15 protein-coding genes are annotated in these 20,979 nt (G+C 44.2%); 10 read left to right on the forward strand and 5 right to left on the reverse strand.

The features are described 5' to 3' along the window. Nucleotides 1–231 precede the first annotated feature (231 nt). Genes lpxA through DWU89_RS10345 form a run of 4 tightly spaced genes read right to left on the reverse strand, consistent with a single transcriptional unit; the run spans nt 232 to nt 6,879 of the window. Entirely contained in the window at nt 232–999 is a 768-nt protein-coding gene (gene lpxA, locus DWU89_RS10330) for an acyl-ACP--UDP-N-acetylglucosamine O-acyltransferase (RefSeq protein WP_115499570.1), read from the reverse strand. A gap of 22 nt (nt 1,000–1,021) precedes the next feature. Then, nucleotides 1,022–2,410, reverse strand: a complete 1,389-nt coding sequence (locus DWU89_RS10335) for an efflux transporter outer membrane subunit (RefSeq protein ID WP_115499571.1) — start codon at nt 2,408–2,410, stop codon at nt 1,022–1,024. Between the two features lie 3 nt (nt 2,411–2,413). Then, complete coding sequence (locus DWU89_RS10340) at nt 2,414–5,635, reverse strand: efflux RND transporter permease subunit (RefSeq protein WP_115499572.1); 3,222 nt, start codon at nt 5,633–5,635, stop codon at nt 2,414–2,416. Nucleotides 5,636–5,667: 32 nt separating this feature from the next. Further along, nucleotides 5,668–6,879 (reverse strand): efflux RND transporter periplasmic adaptor subunit, encoded by a 1,212-nt coding sequence (locus DWU89_RS10345; protein WP_115499625.1) that lies wholly within the window; start codon nt 6,877–6,879, stop codon nt 5,668–5,670. A gap of 473 nt (nt 6,880–7,352) precedes the next feature. On the opposite strand from DWU89_RS10345, the gene DWU89_RS10350 reads away from it, so the two are divergent. The 5 genes from DWU89_RS10350 to DWU89_RS10370 all read left to right on the forward strand — a co-directional run bounded on the left by DWU89_RS10350 (nt 7,353) and on the right by DWU89_RS10370 (nt 12,289). Then, nucleotides 7,353–7,985 (forward strand): hypothetical protein, encoded by a 633-nt coding sequence (locus DWU89_RS10350; RefSeq protein ID WP_115499573.1) that lies wholly within the window; start codon nt 7,353–7,355, stop codon nt 7,983–7,985. A 65-nt stretch (nt 7,986–8,050) separates the two neighbouring features. Continuing rightward, on the forward strand, nt 8,051–9,106 hold the full coding sequence (locus tag DWU89_RS10355; protein WP_115499574.1) for a LacI family DNA-binding transcriptional regulator: 1,056 nt from the start codon (nt 8,051–8,053) through the stop codon (nt 9,104–9,106). 131 nt (nt 9,107–9,237) lie between these two features. Next, nucleotides 9,238–10,050, forward strand: a complete 813-nt coding sequence (locus DWU89_RS10360; RefSeq protein WP_115499575.1) for an SDR family oxidoreductase — start codon at nt 9,238–9,240, stop codon at nt 10,048–10,050. 22 nt (nt 10,051–10,072) lie between these two features. Beyond that, complete coding sequence (gene uxuA, locus DWU89_RS10365) at nt 10,073–11,245, forward strand: mannonate dehydratase (protein WP_115499576.1); 1,173 nt, start codon at nt 10,073–10,075, stop codon at nt 11,243–11,245. A 195-nt stretch (nt 11,246–11,440) separates the two neighbouring features. Beyond that, nucleotides 11,441–12,289: a M23 family metallopeptidase gene (locus DWU89_RS10370; RefSeq protein WP_115499577.1), complete on the forward strand. Its 849-nt coding sequence runs from the start codon at nt 11,441–11,443 to the stop codon at nt 12,287–12,289. A gap of 7 nt (nt 12,290–12,296) precedes the next feature. On the opposite strand, the gene DWU89_RS10375 is transcribed toward DWU89_RS10370, so the two are convergent. Further along, entirely contained in the window at nt 12,297–12,896 is a 600-nt protein-coding gene (locus tag DWU89_RS10375; protein WP_115499578.1) for a MarC family protein, read from the reverse strand. 190 nt (nt 12,897–13,086) lie between these two features. On the opposite strand from DWU89_RS10375, the gene DWU89_RS10380 reads away from it, so the two are divergent. The 5 genes from DWU89_RS10380 (at nt 13,087) to DWU89_RS10400 (ending at nt 20,935) form a co-directional block, all read left to right on the forward strand. After that, the gene (locus tag DWU89_RS10380) at nt 13,087–13,758 is read left to right on the forward strand and encodes a YczE/YyaS/YitT family protein (protein WP_115499579.1); all 672 of its coding nucleotides are present in this window, start codon (nt 13,087–13,089) and stop codon (nt 13,756–13,758) included. Between the two features lie 102 nt (nt 13,759–13,860). Then, nucleotides 13,861–14,439, forward strand: coding sequence for an RNA polymerase sigma factor (locus DWU89_RS10385; RefSeq protein WP_233547683.1), 579 nt, complete (start codon nt 13,861–13,863; stop codon nt 14,437–14,439). Nucleotides 14,440–14,495: 56 nt separating this feature from the next. Then, nucleotides 14,496–15,656, forward strand: a complete 1,161-nt coding sequence (locus DWU89_RS10390) for a FecR family protein (RefSeq protein ID WP_115499580.1) — start codon at nt 14,496–14,498, stop codon at nt 15,654–15,656. Between the two features lie 158 nt (nt 15,657–15,814). Next, nucleotides 15,815–19,201 (forward strand): SusC/RagA family TonB-linked outer membrane protein, encoded by a 3,387-nt coding sequence (locus DWU89_RS10395; protein ID WP_115499581.1) that lies wholly within the window; start codon nt 15,815–15,817, stop codon nt 19,199–19,201. 18 nt (nt 19,202–19,219) lie between these two features. Then, complete coding sequence (locus DWU89_RS10400; RefSeq protein WP_115499582.1) at nt 19,220–20,935, forward strand: RagB/SusD family nutrient uptake outer membrane protein; 1,716 nt, start codon at nt 19,220–19,222, stop codon at nt 20,933–20,935. Nucleotides 20,936–20,979 lie beyond the last annotated feature (44 nt).

Raw genomic sequence — 20,979 nt, forward strand, 5'->3', positions numbered from 1 at the left:
ATCGTGAAAAGAGTCAATCCAAAACCGATCAAGATTTCGGACGAAATAGAAAAATAGCCGAAACAGGGGGTTATTGTATATTTTGTTATTTTCAGGAGGCTTAAAACTAAGAAGTTTTGAATCAAAAAAGCAGACCTCGTAGTGGCAGTTCACGAACCGCCTCTACGAGGTCTGTTTACTTTATATTTGTCAAGAAGCGAACTTGTTCACTCCCTTGAATATAAAACATATTTATTTGATAATACCCAACTTAGACTCACCGATAAAATCAATGATATGCTGGATATCTTCGCTCATCGGAACCTGGTCCTTGATCATCAGCAAGGCATCGAAGATACTCGTATTGCCCTGGTAAATGATACGGTAGGCATGGCTGATGTGCTTGATTACCTTTTCACTTACACCTTCGTGCAAGAGGATCACGGAGTTGACACCGTAATAGGTCGTCGGTTCCTGTGCGGCCACGATATAAGGAGGCACATCCTTACGGAAGCGGCAACCGGTCTGCGTCATCGACCATTTCCCGACACGGCATCCCTGGCTGACCAGGACATTTCCACCGAAAATAACATAATCTTCGATCATGCAGTTACCGGAAATCTTGCTGCCATAACCGAATACGCTATGGTTTCCGATATGTGTGTCGTGGGAGACATGGACGCCTTCGTGCAGGAAGTTACCGTTACCGATAACCGTCTTGCCTTCGGCAGTCGTGGCGCGGTTGATCACCACGTTTTCACGGATCACATTGTCATCGCCTATCTCAACGATCGTATCACCTCCTTTATATTGGAAATCCTGCGGTTCGGCAGCGATCACGGCACCGTTAAAGACACGATTCCGTTTTCCCATACGCGTACCGCTCATGATACTGGCATGCGGCATAATTTCGCAGTCATCGCCTATTACCACGTTCTTATCGATATATGCAAACGGATGAACGGTTACGTTCGCTCCTAATTTTGCACTTGCATCTACATAAGCTAACGGACTAATCATAATAATTCGAATTTAAAAGTTATTATTCTCTTCCGCCACCGACAGCACTATACAAGTTGATGACAGCTTGCATACGCTGGACATTGTCGGAAACTTCAGTCAATTGTGCACTCAAAAGGCTCTGTTGAGCAGACAGTATCTCCAGATAAGTGGACTGTCCGGACTGGAACAAAGCATTTGTGTAGGTAACGGCCTTTTCCAGTTGTTCAATCTGAGACTTGTCCTGGACCAGCTTTCTGTTAGTCGCATCATAGAGATGAAGAGCATCGCTTACTTCCTTTCCGGCTTCGAGGATTGCCTGCTGGTAATTCATCTGGGCGATCTTCTCTTCGGCTTTCGACACTTTCAGGTTGGCAATCAGCTTACCGTTGTTGAAGATAGGCTGTGCCAGGGAAGCCAATGCCTGAAACATGAACTGTCCCGGATTAGCCACCGATACGCCGGAACCATTCGTCCAGCCGGCAGTAGCCGTAATGTTCACACCCGGATAAAAAGCGGCACGGGCCCGGTTGGTCGTATAATAAGCACTGGCAAGCGTCATCTCGGCAATCTTCACATCCGGACGGTTTTCCAGCAATTGCAAAGGAACGCCGGCCATCAGTTCTTCCGGTATCAGCTGTTCATCCAGCGTACCGCGGTCGATCTGCTGGGGAGCTTTTGCCAGTAATACGGACAAGGAGTTCTCCACTTCACGCACCTGGCGTTGCAACTCGATCAATGAACCGGATACCTGATGATACACGGCACGCATCTGGGCAACGGCAGCTTCCGTCGTCATACCGGCCGTCTTCATGGCTTCCATGACGCGGACATTTTCCTTATAGATACCGACAGTCTCGGTTGTGATCTCCACCTGACGATCGAGCATCAACAGGGTAAAGTAGGTATTGGCAATACCGCCGATAAGCTGCGAACGTACAGCCTGCTGCGCATATTGGCTCTGCAAATAAGTAGCTTTCTGATCGCGGCTTGCGTTCAACAGTTTTCCGAACAAATCAACCTCCCAGCTTGCGGCAGCCGGCAGTGTGTAAGCTTTTACATAACCGGTGCTTTCCATCTTGGTGATGGTTCCCTGCGGGGCCAGGTTAAGTGATGGAAGGAAAGATAAACGGGCCGAAGTCAACAGCGCCTTTGCTTCTTCCACCCGGAGAATGGCGGCTTGCATATCTACGTTGTTTGCCAATCCTTCTTCAATCAATGCCTGCAGTTTCGGATCACGGAAAATGTCCTGCCAAGGCAGGTTTCCCATATTGGTCGTATCTGCCGCCAACGTGTCTACGGCCGATACCGGATCCCGGTAAACACCGGAAGTTTCAATCGTGTCCGGACGGTCGTATGCTTTATAGATGTGGCAACTGCTCAGAAGAGCGGTTGCACACACCATATATATAATCTGATTCTTCATTGTCATCTCTTATTTTGTTTTTGCGTACTGTTCTATTTCCGTATTCAGGTCGCTGTTGTCCAAATCTTCCCATTCAATCGGTTTGAATTTCTCCTGCAAGTACTGGAATACCACGAACAGGGTCGGCACAATAAATATCTGGCAAATCATACCGATAAACATACCGCCGATAGCAGCAGTACCCAACGTACGGTTACCATGAGCACCTACACCGAATGCGAACATCATAGGCAACAAGCCGACAACCATAGCCAATGATGTCATCAGGATAGGACGCAAACGGGCAGCGGCACCCAAGACGGCAGCCCACGTAATGCTCATACCCATACGGCGGCGTTCGAGGGCGAACTCAACGATCAGAATCGCGTTCTTCGCCAACAGACCCACCAACATGATCAAGGCAATCTGCATATAGATATTATTGGACATCGTACCTAAGATCATCTTCAGAGCCGGGATATTACCCAAAGCGGCCCATCCCTGCACGAACAGGAAGCTACCCATCAAACCGAACGGAATGGAGAGCAATACGGACAACGGCAGGATGTAACTTTCATACTGGGCACTCAGCAGCAAGTAAACGAATACGAAACAGAGCAGGAAGATCAAACCTGTCGTACTACCGCTGGTTTCAGCCTCTTCACGCGCCATACCTCCCAATTCGTAACCGAAACCGGCAGGCAGGTTGGTCGCAGCCACCTCTGCAATCGCTTTCAACGCCTGACCGCTGGTAAAACCGTCGGCCGGAGCAACCATCACCTTCATGGATGTGTACATATTAAAACGGCTGATAATATCCGGGCCATATACCTTTGTCATACTAATGAACTGGGAAATCGGAGCCATCTTATCTCCATTCTTTACTTTGATATTCTTCAGCGATTCCATATTCGTTCTCAAAGTAGGATCAGCCTGTACCATTACACGATACATCTTTCCGAAACGGTTGAAGTTGGATGCATACAAACCTCCGTAATATCCCTGGAGCGTCATCAGGATATCGCTCGGGCTGATGCCCACCTTCTTACAGGCTGCCGCATCGATATCGATCATGTATTGCGGGAAGTTGGGGTTGAAAGTCGTCTGCGCGGATTTAATTTCCGGACGGGCGATCAATGCTGCCATATAATCTTTTGACACATCAAAGAATTTCTCCAGGCTACCACCTGTCTTATCCTGCATGTTCAACTCGATATCACTGGATGCCGAATAACCCGGGATCATAGGCGGAGTAAAGAACAACACCTGTCCATCCTTTATAATCTTCTGCGCACGCATGAACAAACTACCGTAAACAACATCCGAACTTTGCATGATCGAACGTTCATCCCAGTCTTTCAATTTAATGATAAACGAACCGTAAGAAGGTCCCTGACCACCGATAAAGCTGAAACCGGTAATTGCCGTACGTGATTTTACAGCCGGATCAGAAGCGATCAGGCTATCGACGCGCTGCATAATTTCCTGCGTACGTTCCATTGATGTTCCCGGCGGCAATGTCACTGCTCCCATGATCGTACCGGTATCTTCATTCGGCACCATACCTGTCGGCGTAACTTCCATGAAGAAGATCAACAGGGCAATAGAACCGATAACTGTCCCGAACGCTAACCATTTCTTCTGGATAAAGAATAAGACACGTTTCTTATATCCCTTCAGCAACGAGTCATAAGCCGCATTGAACGATTTATGGAAACGCGTGACAAACGTCGTCTTCTTATTCTCATGTTCTTCTTCGTGGGGCTTCAGGAACATCGCACACAGCGCCGGGCTCAAAGTCAAGGCGTTCAAGGCAGACAAACCGATTGCGATCGCCATCGTCAGACCGAACTGGCGATAGAACGTACCGGCTGTTCCGCCCATGAAACTTACGGGGATAAACACGGACATCATGACCAATGTAATGGAAACGATAGCACCGCCCAACTCGCTCATCGCGTCGATAGAAGCTTGCTTAGCCGACTTATATCCCTGGTCCAGTTTGGCATGGACCCCCTCGACGACCACAATCGCATCATCGACCACAATCGCAATGGCAAGCACCATAGCACAAAGGGTCAGCAAGTTGATACTGAATCCGATCATTGAAAGCAAGAAGAATGTACCGATCAAGGCAACCGGGATGGCAATAGCCGGAATCAACGTGGAGCGTAAATCCTGCAAGAAAATATACACCACGATAAACACCAGGATAAAGGCCTCCAACAGTGTCTTGATTACTTCATGGATAGAAGCATACAAGAAGTCGTTGGCATTCATGGACACTTCGACTTTCATTCCCGGCGGCATCGTCTTCTCGGATTCCACCAGCAGGTCTTGAATGTTATTGATAGTCTCGGTCGCATTCGTACCGGCCATCTGGTAGACGATACAAGCTACGGCATTATGACCGTTTACTTTATTGGAGAAGTTATAAGTCAAACGTCCCAACTCGATATCCGCGATATCTTTCAGGCGGAGCACTTCGCCGTCGGGAAGGGCTTTTACCACCATATTCTCAAACTCTTCGGCAGTCTGCAAACGTCCTTTGTAACGGATCGTGTACTGGAACGTCTGGTTTCCCTGTTCACCGAAAGATCCCGGAGCCGCCTCGACGTTCTGTTCAGCCAAAACAGTCGAAACATCCGTCGGAACCAAATGATACTCGGCCATCACATCCGGCTTCAACCAGATACGCATGGAATAGTCGGTACCCAACACGTTTGCATCACCGACACCGGGTACACGCTGTACTTCCGGGATCAGGTTGATCTTGGCGTAGTTTTCAAGGAACTTCTGGTCGTAACGGTCTTCCGCATCATACACGGCAAATACGATCAACATGGAGTTCTGGCGCTTCTGCGTCGTCACACCGATCTTTGTTACTTCGGCCGGCAGCAAACCTTGCGCCATAGAGACACGGTTCTGGACATTGACAGCTGCCATATCCGGATTCGTTCCCTGTTTGAAGTAAATGGAAATATCGGCAGAACCGTTGTTTGATGCATTTGAAGTCATATACATCATATTCTCCACACCGTTGATCTGGTCCTCCAGAGGCGCGATCACACTATTCAATACGGTCTGTGCATTGGCACCCGTATAAGTGGCCCTCACCGACACGGTTGGAGGTGCAATGTCCGGATATTGGGTAATAGGCAAGGTCAACAAGCCTAAGATACCCAGGATTACAATTACGATGGAGATCACCGTAGAGAGCACCGGGCGATTTATAAATCTATCTAATTTCATATTTTCTGTTTTTAACGAACAAATGGGAGTAATTAATTAAATGCGGTCTTCAGATTACCGTCATGCTGGTCTTTCAAAGCCTGATCGTACTTGGCTTTCTGCTGTTCCGGAGTAATCGGCTCGATAGCCTGGCCGTCTTTCAGCTTCTGTACGCCTTCAATCACGATCTTGTCACCGGACTTCAAGCCATTCGTAACCAGATAGCTCTTCCCATCATCCAGATTTGAAACCCGGATTTCCGTATTCTTCACTGTGTTGTCAGACTGCAGGACGAAAACGAACTTCTTGTCCTGGATTTCTACCGTAGCAGCCTGAGGAATCATAATGATATTATCCATCGTGTACGGGAAAACGATATTACCCGTTCCACCGCTTCTCAGAATATTCTTGTCATTCGGGAAAATGGCGCGCATGCTGACAGAACCGGTAGACTGGTCGATCACACCGCTTACGGCATCGATCTTTCCTTCTGCATGGTAGAGCGAGCCGTCGGACAACTGCAATTGCACAGCCGGCATTTTTTCCAGCTGTTCTTTCAGTGTACCACCGGCTTTCGTCAATCCTAACAGTTCTTTTTCCGTCATGGAGAAGTAAACATAAACATCCCCGATTTCAGACACAGTCGTCAATGGCTGTGCAACGGAAGGGCTTACCAAACTTCCGATACGGTACGGGAAAGTACCGACAACGCCGTTCGACGGGCTCGTCACCGTACAGAAAGACAGGTTCTGGCTCGCACTGACCAAAGACGCTTCTGCCTGGGCCAGACTTGCCTTAGCCGACATCAACTGATTGATGGCTGTCTGATATTCAAAATCACTGATAATCTTCTGATCGAACAATGCCTTTTTGTTCTTTTCGGTCAACGTCAAAGTACTCACATTTGCTTTGGCCATTTCGACGGCAGCTTTCGCCTGCCCTACCGCAGCGGCATACTGCGTCGGATCGATCTGGAATAAAGCCTGCCCCTTGCGGACAGTCGCTCCTTCATCCACACACAACTTCACAATAAAACCCGAAACCTGGGGACGGACTTCAATATCCTGCGTACCTCTGATTGTTGCCGGATAGGATGTTGACTGGTCACTGGTTGTTGAACTGACTGTCAGAACAGCATATTCATTATCCCCTAATTTCATACCGCCCTGGCTGTTTCCACAAGCGGTTAATAAAGACACCCCCACTGCAAATAAAGCGATTTGCCTCAATTGGGTAATAGTAGTTCTCAACATTTGTTTATCCATATTCATTATTAATATATATTCAATACCTATTTTCTTTCCCGTTTAGTTTCACGTTTTCTACCGGGTGAAACTTTTGTTTCATGCCCGTGAAACTTTTGTTCCATGCTCGTGAAACTTTTGTTCCATGCCGATGGAACTTTTATTCCATGCCGTTGGAATGATCATTTTCTGCCTTTAGAACTCTTCTTTTTATACACAAAATTGGAATTTTATCGTCCAATAGTTACTATCAGCGGGCTACACTTGCTAAAAAAACGTACAAATGTAGAATCTTTTTATTGTACTTTTCCCGTTTATACATTCTTTTATACTAAAAAATTGCTTATTTTATATTTCTGTATCAGAGACATATCAAGACTTTGACCGATCGAAAATATATTCGTTCGAATTGCTACATAATTTTAACGGGTAATTTGTTTATTCAATAATTTATCCTAATTTTACGCCATATATAACCTAAATAATCAATTCACATGGAACCAAAGTTTATGATCTCAGAAGTGTTCAGCACTTCATGGAAGTACACTAAATCACAGATTTGGGTACTGGCAGGGCTGTTTATCGGATATTTTATCCTATCATCAATCATCAGTTTGTTCGGCATGCCGGCGCAAGGTTCGATGGTCGGCAAGATTGTCGTTAATCTGATCAGCGCTATCATCGGTTGTATTTTCATGTTAGGGTATTTCAAAAACATGTTCCAGACAATTGACGGTGAAGAACCACAATTCTCTGCTTACGGGCAGCAATCCCGCAAGATCGTCACTTATTTTGTCGCCAGCCTTATTATGGGTATTGCGGTTAGTATCGGTACAATATTACTGATTGTCCCGGGCATCTATCTGGCTCTCCGCCTGCAATTTTATTCGGCTTATATAGTTGAAGAAGATTGCGGCATTATAGAATCCCTTCAAAAAAGCTGGAAGCTCACCGAAGGGCAGGTTATGCCTTTGTTTTTGCTGGCATTGGCGATGATCGGTATTGCAATAGTGGGCTGTATCCTGTTTTTTGTCGGTCTTTTCGTTGCCGCACCACTGATATACATGATGCAGTGCTATACATTCAGAAAATTAAATTCTATTTCGACAACAACAGAACAACAATAATCATTATAAAACAGACAGGCAGCCCGCAAAAAGAAAACTTCTGCGGGCTGTAACTTTTCCAGCTTATGGGTAAGACATACAGAATAAAAGACATAGCAGAAATGTCCGGCGTATCTACCGGAACCGTTGACCGCATATTACACAATCGGGGTAAGGTGTCGGAAGAGGCACAGAAAAAGGTCGAAAAAGTATTAAAAGAGATAGACTATCATCCTAACCTGATAGCACGTTCCCTTGCACTGAAAAAGAACTATCATTTCATCACGCTGATCCCCTCTTTTGCAAAAGGCGAATATTGGGATAAACTGTGCGAAGGCATAGACAAGGCGGAACAAGAGATGTTCAGCTATAATGTTGAAGTCGAGCGCATGTGTTTTAACCAGTATGACAAAGGCAGCTTCGACGAGCTTATCCCCCGGATCGAGAAGGCGGACTGCCAGGGCGTCGTGATTGCGACACAGTTCCGCGAAAGCGTGGTCAAGCTGACCTCCCGGCTGGACCAATTACAGATTCCATATGTTTTGATTGACGCATTCATCGAAAACACGAATTGCGTGGCTTACTACGGGACCAACTCGTATGACTCCGGATACATCGCCGGTCGTCTTCTTTACGAACAGATCAATCCGACAGAGAATATCGCCATCTTCCGCTTTATCCGCAAAGGAGAAATGCAGGTGACACAAGTCATGAAACGGGAAGAAGGTTTCCGGAATTATCTCACAGAAAAGGACTACGACGGACGGATTTATTCCGTACAACTGCATGCCGACGAACCGGAAAAGAACATCCAGGTTCTGGATGCCTTCCTCAAGGAACATCCGGAAGTCAGTGCCGGTATCATATTCAACTCGCGCGCTCATTTATTAGGCAAATATTTCCAGGCAAAAGGAGAAAAGTTCAGGCTGATCGGTTATGATGTGATCGATTCAAACATCACCTGCCTGAACAACGGCAATATCACCCATCTGATCGCCCAACGGCCGGAGGTACAAGGATTCAATTGCATACGGGCTCTGTTCCGCCATCTGGTCCTGAAAGAGAAAGTCGAGCAGATCAATTACATGCCGATCGACATTCTGATAAAAGAGAATATCAAATACTACAACAATTATATTTGAAAACATAAAAAGGTATTTTTTCCTTGTTTTCTTTTTGTTTGATAAATAAATACTATACTTTTGTGCCCGATGTGTGCGCGAGCACAATACAACAGAAACAATGGAATTATCACAACATAAACAATAAAAACATGGCTAATTTATTTTGCGTTAAAGACAAAGTCGTTATCATTACCGGCGGAGCCGGAATCCTTGGTCGGGGTATTGCAGGCCACTTGGCTGAAGAAGGTGCTAAAATCGTGATTCTCGACCGTGCAGCAGAAACAGGAGAACAGATTGTTGCCGAAATCAAGGCAAAAGGAGGAGAAGCGAGCTTCTACCTGACTGACGTGTTGAACAAAGAAGTCCTGGAACAGAACAAAAAAGACATCTTAGCTAAATACGGCCGTATCGATGCATTGCTGAATGCAGCCGGCGGAAATATGGCAGGTGCGACTATCGGACCGGACAGCACTATTTTCGACCTGAACATAGATGCATTCCGCAAAGTGGTTGATCTGAACCTGTTCGGAACAGTTCTTCCGACAATGGTATTTGCTGATGTAATGGCACAACAGAAAGAAGGTGCGATCGTGAATTTCTCTTCCGAATCTGCTTTGCGTCCGTTGACACGCGTGGTCGGTTACGGTGCTGCCAAAGCGGCTATCTCCAACCTGACTAAATATCTGGCTGGCGAACTGGCAATCAAATTCGGTGAAGGTTTGCGCGTGAATGCGATCGCTCCGGGATTCTTCCTGACCGAGCAGAACCGTACTTTGATGACTAATCCGGACGGTTCTTATACTCCGCGTGCCGAATCAGTCATTGCACATACTCCGTTCAGACGTCTGGGTTCACCGGAAGAATTGTTCGGAACAATCCAGTATCTGATCAGCGACGCTTCTAAATTCGTAACCGGAACAATTGCGATTGTAGACGGTGGGTTTGATGCATTCTCTATTTAATCCTAATTAATAACAAGACATTATGTATTTATGCGAACAAACTTGGCGCTGGTACGGACCAAACGATCCAGTTAGCCTTTCCGATATCCGCCAGGCCGGCGCAACCGGAATTGTAAATGCCTTGCACCATATCCCGAACGGAGAAGTATGGACAGTAGAGGAAATCCAGAAACGTAAAGATATGATCGAAGCTGCCGGCTTGCGCTGGAGCGTTGTGGAAAGTGTTCCTGTACACGAACATATCAAGACACAGAGTGGAGACTTCCAGAAATATATCGATAATTATAAAGAAAGTATCCGCAATCTGGCTGCTTGCGACATTCGTGTGATCACGTATAACTTCATGCCGGTTCTGGACTGGACGCGTACCAACTTGGCTTACACCATGCCGGACGGTTCCAAGGCGTTGCGCTTCGAACGTGCCGCTTTCATGGCTTTCGACCTTTATCTCCTGAAACGCCCTGCTGCCGAACAGGAATATACGGACGAAGAAAAAGCAATCGCAAAAGCCCGTCTCGATGAAATGACGGAAGACGACAAGGCATTGCTGGTCCGGAATATGATCGCAGGTCTGCCCGGCTCGGAAGAGAGCTTCACACTGGACCAGTTCCGTGCAGAACTGGATCGCTACAAAGATATCGACGCGGAAAGACTTCGTGCCAACCTGATCTATTTCCTGAAAGAGATTACTCCGGTTGCCGACGAAGTTGGCGCACGCATGGTTATCCATCCGGATGATCCTCCTTATCCTATTCTCGGTTTACCACGTATCCTGAGCACAGAAGAAGATTTCTGCAAACTGATCGAAGCGATTCCGAATAAGAGCAATGGTTTGTGCCTTTGCACCGGTTCGTTCGGTGTGCGTGGCGATAATGATCTGGCCGGTATGATGAAACGCTTCGGCGACCGTATCGACTTTGTCCACATACGCAGTACAAAACGCGACGAAGCCGGAAACTTCTACGAAGCAAACTTGCTGGAAGGCGACGTAAATGTTTATGAAGTTATGAAAGCGCTTCTCGAAATCGAGCAGGAGCGCGGTTGCTCGATCGCCATGCGTCCGGATCACGGCCACCAGATGATCGACGACTTGCATAAAAAAACAAACCCAGGTTATTCCTGCATCGGCCGTCTGCGCAGCTTGGCTGAATTACGCGGTTTGGAACTGGGTATTGCCCGTTCTTTATTCAAATGATAAGTGAGTAATCACAAATAGTTTGGCATTCAAAGGCTTCCGAAGCAATTTCGGAAGCCTTTTTTCACTTAATCCCTCTCAAATTCCGCTACAATAATAAATATAAAGAAATCGGAATGATATGTAAACAAATAAAAAGGAGATATTTTCTTTAGCCGTTTTTCCCTATTTTTGTAGCGCTAACAATTTCACAAGATGTTTAAAACACACTATAGTCTACTGTTAATCATCATATTATTTGTATTAAGTGCCTGCCACTCTTTGTGGACGGCTCAAACGCAACCTGTCCCGCAACAAGAATCAATTTTGGTCCTGCCGGTAACAGAAGTGCCTCTTCCTGCCACAGATTTCGCTTTTTTGTTCCCGGAAGAACCGGAACTGAACCCGCAAACATCTCCACGTAAAAATATAACAGAGAACTTTTCAGCCAGAGAGAAAAGCGATATCGCCGTAGCGGATCCGAAGCTGATGGCCGACGAAACATCCATGCTGATCGACCTCAGCCTCATACAAAAAGAGGATTATGCATTTCCCTTACCCGGAGCCAAAGTAATCTCTCCTTATGCCGGGCGCAGAAGACATCATTCGGGTGTGGACTTGAAAACTTGTGCAAACGACACAATCGTATCCGCTTTTGAAGGGATCGTTCGTCTGGCAAAACCTTACTACGCATACGGGAATGTAGTCGTAGTGCGCCATTATAACGGGTTGGAAACCGTCTATAGCCATAATTCCAAAAACCTCGTTAAACCGGGCGACCACGTAAAAGCAGGCCAGCCGATCGCACTGACAGGGCGCACCGGACGGGCAACAACCGAACATCTCCATTTTGAAGTACGGGTGAACGGGCAGCATTTTAATCCGAATATGGTATTCAATCTGGAAGAAAGAAAACTAAACGACCAGTGTCTGGTATTTACGAAAAAAGGGAACAGCATTGCTGTTAAATCCGTAAACTTGATGCCTAACCAGTTAGCCGGAGATTACAGCAGCTATTCGGTTGTCCCAAAAGGACAGGTAAAAAACAAAAAGGAAGCTTTATAGTTCCTGCTCAATGCCCTTGTATCGCTTCCATCAACAGATTGATATTAACCGTGAACAAGCGGACCGATATCGCCAGTAGAATAATGCCGAAAAACTTCCGGATAATATAAATTCCGCCTTTCCCGAAAAAACGTTCGATACGAGTCGTCATCCGGACAACAAAATACACCCATACCATATTCAGTATTAACGCGATCACGATGTTAACATTGGCATATTCCGCCCTCAAAGACAACAACGTAGTAAATGAACCGGCGCCGGCCAGCAGAGGAAAGACCAGCGGCACAAGCGTCGCCTCCTTTATCGGACCCTGGTTTTTAAAGATTTCTATGTCCAGGATCATTTCCAGAGAGAGCAGGAAAATCACAAACGATCCCGCCACTGCAAACGACTCGATATCCACATGGAAAAGCCGCAGCAAAACATCACCCGCATAAAAGAACCCGATCATCAATAAAAAAGAGATAACCGTAGCCTTCATGGCGTTCACATCCTTACCTTTTTCTTTCAGATTGATTATGATTGGTATAGAACCAATTATATCAATCACAGCAAACAATACAATGAATGCACTGATCATCTGCTGAAAATCAAAATGTTCAAACATAAGATACCCTGTTTAGTTGCTCTAAAGATACAAAATCTTTCTATCCTTCCGGCGAATACACAATAAAAATAGCCCTCACGAATAACGTTTTTTCACCCAAAATACAATTTGCTTCACAAAAAAATAGCGACATTTGCATACACTTAATTGCGGGAAGCAATTAGATCTGATTAAATTATTGTCGTGAGATATGAATATAAAAATCATTTTAAAAAAGTATTTGGTATTTATCATCGGATTATATTTTTTAGCAGCCGGAATTGTATTAATCATACACTCTACATTAGGGACAACTCCCATTTCAAGTGTAAACTATGTATTAAGCCTCAACAGCCCGCTTTCTTTAGGGACTTGCACTTTCATTGTCAATGTATTACTTATATTAGGTCAATTCTGGCTTATACGTGGAATCCAAAGCCGCCAGGACAGGATTTCGATCCTTCTGCAAATCCCGTTTTCATTCCTCTTTTCTGCCTTTATCGATTTTAATATGGCAATAACAGAAGGTTTACAGCCTTCCAATTACATCATGTCGATCGGGTTATTATTGATCGGATGCGTTGTCCAGTCTATCGGTGTCGTGTTAGAGATTAAGCCTCAGGTAGCGATGATGAGTGCCGAAGGATTTGTCAATTATGCCTCACGCCGTTATAACAAAGAATTCGGCAAGTTCAAAGTCGTATTTGACTTTACCCTGGTAACGATTGCAATTCTACTATCGCTGATCTTCACACGACGGATTGAAGGAGTCAGGGAAGGCTCGCTGATAGCCGCTTGTATCACCGGCTACATAGTCAGTTTCCTGAATAACAAAATCATGACGCGAAAAATGCTTTCAAGGGTTACATCCATACTGAAATAGCTAATAAATAGCTTAATAGTGATACATAACAAATGCTTTTCATTCCGGAATAGTATTTTTTACTACATTTGTATTCAATAAGAAAAGAAGATCCGTTTTTGAGTGAGTAATATAAGCGAACACGACGAAAATAAAAAAGCAAACGACGAAGAGGGGCAGTTTCTGCTATTTTCATTCCTGAAAGGAGACAACAATGCTTTTTCATTGATATATAATAAATATGTCGACGAACTGTTCGCCTATGGCATAGGGTTAGGATTCGAACGGGAAACGCTCAAAGATGCGATACAAGATACTTTTTTCAAGTTCTATATAAACAAGAAGCAACTGGAAGGAATCACACATTTGAAATACTATTTATTCCGAATGCTCAAAAACCGCCTGTTCGACATCTATAAATCCCTCAATAAAGAAAATATCGTTGAAGCTCCGGACTTACCGTTTTTAATCGAACCTTCTGTTTTAGATGAGTTGATCGCTAATGAAGACAAGCTGGCTCTTGAAACAGAAATAAAGACTTTACTGGAAATCCTGACAGATAGACAGAGAGAAGCTGTCTATTTACGCTTCATACAAGAAATGGAGTACGAAGATGTGGCAGACCTGTTGGATATGACCGCCCCTGCTGTAAGAAAACTTATATCCAGAGCAATAAAACGCATGCGTGACGAAAATATTTAGAAAAAATGGGAACAAAAAAAATTCCGGATCGTCTATATTATGAAAATTAATCGAATATGCTATCGAATCAGTGGTTACAGAATAAGTCTTTTATACAATGGAGATTGTTTCCGACTCAGGAAGACAATCTTTATTGGGAGCAATTTATTAAGGTAAACCCACATCTGACAGATGAGATAGAAGAAGCGATAAGCATCTTAAAATCAATAAAATTGAACACTCAAAAACTTTCTCCGGAAGAGAAACGGAACTTATTTGATTTAATACAGAAAGATATAGAAAACAGGAATAAACGACGTCGATTCCGGATATATCTGACAGTATCAGCAGTAGCCTGTGCCGCCCTGCTTCTGGTTCTGTTGCAACCATTCTTTTCTGGCAAGAATGAAGTTCCACACGAAAACCTGCTTGTTGTAGCAGACAGCAGCACTGTCAATCAAAAAGATATACAATTAGTGTTGGCCAATAACAGAACTATCACATTCGAAGAAGATGCAGATATTAAATATGACAAGAAAGGAGAAATCACCGCAAACGCAGGAGTTGAACAAATAAAAGTTTCAAAAACAGAAGAAGAAGAAACTGCATTAAACACCTTGATTGTTCCCAAAGGGAAACGATCGAGCCTGACGTTAGCCGACGGTTCCAAAGTTTGGGTTAATTCCGGCTCCACACTTAAATTCCCGACAACATTCAAAATTGATAGAAGAGAAATCTGGGTCGACGGTGAAATATATATTGAAGTTGAGAAAAATAAGGCCAAGCCTTTTTATGTCAACACCTCCCACATGACTATAAATGTCGTGGGAACTCAATTCAATGTCACAGCCTATGATGAAGATACTGATTATTCAGTCGTATTGGTGGAAGGATGTGTGGATGTCAGCATTAATAAAGAAAAAGCTCGCTTAAAGCCCAACCAGATGTTATCCGTATCGATGGATAAAATATCCGTCCAACAGATAGATGTCAATAATTATATCAGTTGGAAAGAGGGTTACCTTCAGTTTGCAAGCGAGCCGTTATCCAATATATTAAAACGTTTGTCCCGCTATTATGATACACCCATCGATTATGATGAAAACATTGCACAACTGAAATGCAACGGGAAATTAGTTTTATTCGATAACTTGGAAGATGTCATGAAAACCATATATAACACGATTCCGATTAAATATTCGCAGAAAGCAGATCGGATATTGGTACAAAAGAAATAGGAATAATCACATTTGCTAACAATAAGTCTAATTTAAATTGAAATGCCTATGAAACATCCATTATGAAAAAAAGTATGCCGGACAATATTGCAGTATTACCCGGCATAAGATTCCAAAGTTATTATCACGTACTAAACTTTTAAAATCACTACAAATATATGAAAATAAATCATTATCTCGATAGATCGTGGTTTAACGGTCTACGTTATACCTTACATATTATGAAAATCATAATCATTTTATTGGTCTTAAGCATTGGAAATTCATTTTCTATGACCTATTCTCAAAATACGTTACTTTCGCTCGACGTCAACAAGCAGTCGATAAAAGAAGTAATCGGAGTTATTGAGAAAAAGTCGGAGTATGTTTTCTTTTTTTCCGACAATGTCCGTCAAGACTTGGAAAAGAAGGTTGACATAAAAGTCAATTCTAAAACTCTTGATGTTATTTTGAATAATCTTTTTGCCGATACAGATCTGGCGTATACCATAAACGACCGCCAGGTTTCAATCGCCAAATCAAAAAAGGCAAATTCCTCTTTTCCAATATTACAGCAAGAGACAAGAACCATTACCGGGACAATTGTCGATAACACAAAAGAACCTTTAATCGGTGTGAATATCGTGGTGAAGGGAACAACTACAGGTACTGTGACCGATATAGATGGCAGATTCTCGTTGTCTGTCGCGGAAACAAATCCGGTACTTGTTATTTCCTATATCGGTTATCAAACACGGGAAATAAAAGTGGGCAGCCAGTCAAACCTGAACATTACGTTGGAAGCAGAGACATTGGGACTTGAAGAAATTGTCGTAGTAGGATACGGAACCGTTAAGAAGAAAGATCTCACCGGTTCGGTCTCCTCTGTCAATTCGGAAACAATTTCCAAATCGCCCGTTACAAGTGCAACTCAGGCCATCCAAGGACGTCTTCCCGGCGTATTCGTATCCAATTCAACAACGAAACCCGGTGAAAGCGCTTCTGTTGTCATCAGAGGTAAACGCTCTATCAGCGGTAGCAGCGATCCTCTTTATATCGTGGACGGTATTCCTGTCGTGGGAGGTCTCAATGAAATCAGTCCTTCGGACATTGAAACGATAGATATTCTTAAAGATGCTTCTGCAACCGCGATCTATGGTGCAAGAGGTTCAAACGGTGTTATCCTGATAACTACTAAAAAAGGGAAAGCCGGAAAAACCCAGGTCGACTATAACGGATACATAGGTTTCCAGACCGTGCTGAACCAGTTGGAATATATGGATGGTGCAGCTTATGCGGAAACCGTTCGCGAATCCTACCGTTCCACAGGTAAATATCTCTCGGCAACACCAAGTTGGGAAGAAGACCAGAAGATCGGGTCTTTCGCCAACGATCCTTACACGTTGGAGTCTTTACGAATGGCCTACGATGAAAACGGCAATTACGATCCTTCAAAAGTCCGCTCAGGCAGTAAGTGGTGGGATGCCGTACAACGTACCGGTATGGTTACCGATCATCAGCTGAGCGTACGTGGAGGTACAGACAAAACCAGCTTCACATTCAGCGGTTCATACTATGATTACAAAGGGCTTGTTAAAGATGAAGACTTTTCACGCTATTCAATCCGTTTGAATCTCGAACACTCGGTTAATAAATACATCAAGTTCGGGGCATTTACAGGATATACCCACTCCACACAGGAAAGAGGTTCAACCCTGTTCAACTCTTGGCGTGTCATGCCTATGGGACGTTTTTATGACGACGACGGCAATCTGTTGGAAAAAGTCTCAGGGACGGATGACCAATGGCGTAACCCATTGCTCCGGTTAGCTGAAGGAGCAGTCTCGAATCCTTTAAAGATAAACCGATTTATCGGTAGCTATTATGCCGACATCACATTACCGCTGAAAGGACTCCGCTTCCGTACGAATTTAGGTATAGACTATGAGACCAGACAGGATTATAATTTCCAATCGGCTGAAGCACGGGGCAACACCATGAATTACGCCAGAAACGGTACGGAAAACAGATCTATGTTTACCTGGGAGAACTTGTTATTCTATGACAGAACTTTTGAAGATCATACGATCGGTGTGACCTTACTCCAGTCGATCAATGAATACCTCCGGGAATACAACAAAATACCTGTCCAGGGGATCCCCGCTGACGAATTGCTATACAACGACGTAGGTTCCGCCTCCAATCCCGAAAAAACGGAAAGCGGTAAGACACAGTGGAAGTTGGCCTCCTTCATGGCTCGATTGAATTACAGTTTTAAAGGGAAATATCTGGCAACCGTTTCAGCCCGATATGACGGGTCTTCACGTCTGGCAGAAGGACATCAATGGGTCGCTTTTCCGGCTGCGGCATTGGCTTGGCGTATTAATGAAGAGTCATTCATGCAAAATGCGACATTCCTCAGTAACCTGAAATTGCGCATGGGCTACGGTGTTGTTGCCAGCTCGGAAGTAGATCCTTATGAAACAAAAGGGACATTGACACAAAAGCCTTATAATTACGGCAGCGAATCGATCTTTGGCTATGCTCCTGATAAAATGCCTAATACGACATTGACCTGGGAGACTACAGGCCAATGGAATGCCGGTTTTGATTTCGGATTCTTCGGAAACAGGCTTAACGGAACAATTGATCTGTATTTACAAAACACAAAAGACTTGCTGTTAGACAGACAATTGCCCATTGTTTCCGGTTTCAACCAGATAAAATCGAATGTAGGAAAGACACGTAACAAGGGAGTTGAGCTTACGTTGAACTCACTGAATGTCAACAACAAGAATTTCACATGGTCGACAGACTTCATGATGTATGCCAATAAAGAAGAGATCGTAGAGTTATATAACGGTAAAGAAGATGATCCTGGTAGCGCCTGGTTCATCGGTGAAGCAATCAACGTATTCTATGATTATAAGAAAGTCGGTATCTGGCAAGATACTCCGGAAGATCGTGCCGAAATGGAAAAGTTCAATAAAAACGGAAGTAACTTTTCTCCGGGAACAATCCGACTGTGGGATAATGGCGATTACAAAATCACTTCTGACGACCGTGTTATCCAAGGACAGCAAAGACCTAAATTCATATTGAGTTTAAATAACACATTCAGATATAAAGATTTTGATTTCAGCTTCTTCTTCGAAGGTAACTTCGGTGCTATGGTTAAAAATAACATCAGTTATCTGAATCAGGCTCACAGAAACGGCAATGTGAAAGTCGATTACTGGACTCCGACAAATCCGACAAACGCATTTCCCCGTCCGATCGAAGGTGTCGATTATCTTCCGTATTATGAAACGTTACATTACGAAAAAAGCGATTTTATTAAACTTCGTAACGTAACCTTGGGATACACCATTCCAAGTCAGATTACAAAGAAATGGGATATCTCACGTTGCCGTATCTATGTTCAGGCACAAAATTCATGGATGTGGACAAACTTTAGCGGAGTTGATCCGGAAAATACGCTGAACCAAAGTGTTGACGGAACATATGCCGGTTATACACGTCCAACCCCCTCAACCTGGTTGGTAGGTCTTAATATAAGTTTTTAATCAAAAAAATAAGAAACAATGAAAGAATCTAATAATATAAAGAAGATCGTTCTTCTTAGTCTGGCAAGCGCATGCTTCGGACTGACAAGTTGTGATGATTATCTGAAGGAGAAAGACCTTCCCCGTTTAACTCCTGATTATTATGGGACTGTTGCAGGTGTTGAATCTGCGGCTACAGCGACTTACAGCTTTATGCGCTGGGGAGCGGGCAATGAAAGATATAATGTACTGACAGAATACGGCACTGATCTATTCACACAAGGAGAAGATCCAGGAAAGCAAGCTGACGCCTTCAACAAATACGGAAGCCAGTTGAACCCGGATGCCAGTGTTTTATATGAATTCTGGGAAAACCATTATAAAGCGATTAATACTGCGAACTTAGTAATTCAGCAAGTAGAAGGCTCTACCTCGATGACGGAAAACCAAAAGCAAGTGGCTCTCGCCGAAATGTCTTTCCTTCGTGCATTTTTCTATTTCGAACTGGTACAACAATTCGGAAATATACCTTTGGTATTGGATGTATCTTTCGATGTGAGAACTGATTTCCCGCGTGCTTCAGTCGCCGACATTTATAATCAGATCATCAAAGACTTGGAGTATTCGGTAGAATATTCTCCCGAGAAACCGGCCAAGACAGGAAAAGCCGCCAAATATGCCGCCGCCCACCTGTTAGCCAAAGTGTATCTTACACGCGGAAGTGCAGTCAGCGACCAACGCGGACAGCAACCTACAGATATGGAAAATGCTTTGAAATATGCAAAAATGGTCATTGAAAGCGGGCAATATGAATTACTGTCTGATTTCGCCAGCTTGTGGGACATCAATAATCAAGGCAACAAAGAAGTGATCTTTTCAGTCCAGTTCACTACCGATCCTGTTTACCGGGGAGACGGTAATACCTTCCATTTATATTGGGGTTCCTGGTATGAAGACCAACCGGGTATGACGAGAGACCTTGAAAACGGGCGCCCATACAGAAGGCATCTTCAATCACAAAGAACAATGTTGCAATTGTTTGACCGTAAAAACGACTCCCGTTTCTACAAGAGCTTTAAATGGGTCTATTATGCCAACCGCGAAGGCGCAGGACTGGAAGTGGGAGATACTGCTATCTATTATAGTATCAACCCGACTACAGAAACGTATCGTTACAAATATTTCGCCTGGGATAGAGAAGATGTTACTAAAAACAACCGCTACTATCCTCCCCTGCTGAAATATTTCGATCCTTTACGCTTATCCGTAAATGACGGACAAGGGGGACGCGAATGGGTAAGGATGCGTTTGGCGGAAACCTATCTGATTGCAGCGGAAGCAGCCGGGCGTAATGGAGATTACCAGACGGCAGCCGACTATATCAATATAGTCCGTAAACGTGCAGCATGGCAAGATGGCGAAACCAAAATGCCTCAATACTGGCGTGAAGAAGGTGGACAAATGGGAGATACCAATAATACTTTTGCAAGTATTCAAGTAACGGCGGCAGATCTCCAAAGTAATTTCATCGACTTCATATTAGACGAACGTGGACGTGAACTGTTAGGTGAAACCTGCCGTTGGACTGATTTAGTACGATGCGAAAAACTGGAAGAGTACGTTAAGAAATGGAACACTGAAGGAGCCGTAACCTTCAAATCACACCATAAACTTCGCCCGATTCCTCAAAAGCACATAGACCGCTTGAATCCAAGAGGAACGGATGCTGAAGAACAAAATCAAGGTTACTATTAATTAAATATGTCTAATCGAAGCTACCCGAATTCAACGGGTAGCTT

The sequence above is a fragment of the Parabacteroides acidifaciens genome (assembly GCF_003363715.1).
In the GTDB taxonomy this organism is placed as follows: Bacteria; Bacteroidota; Bacteroidia; order Bacteroidales; family Tannerellaceae; genus Parabacteroides; species Parabacteroides acidifaciens.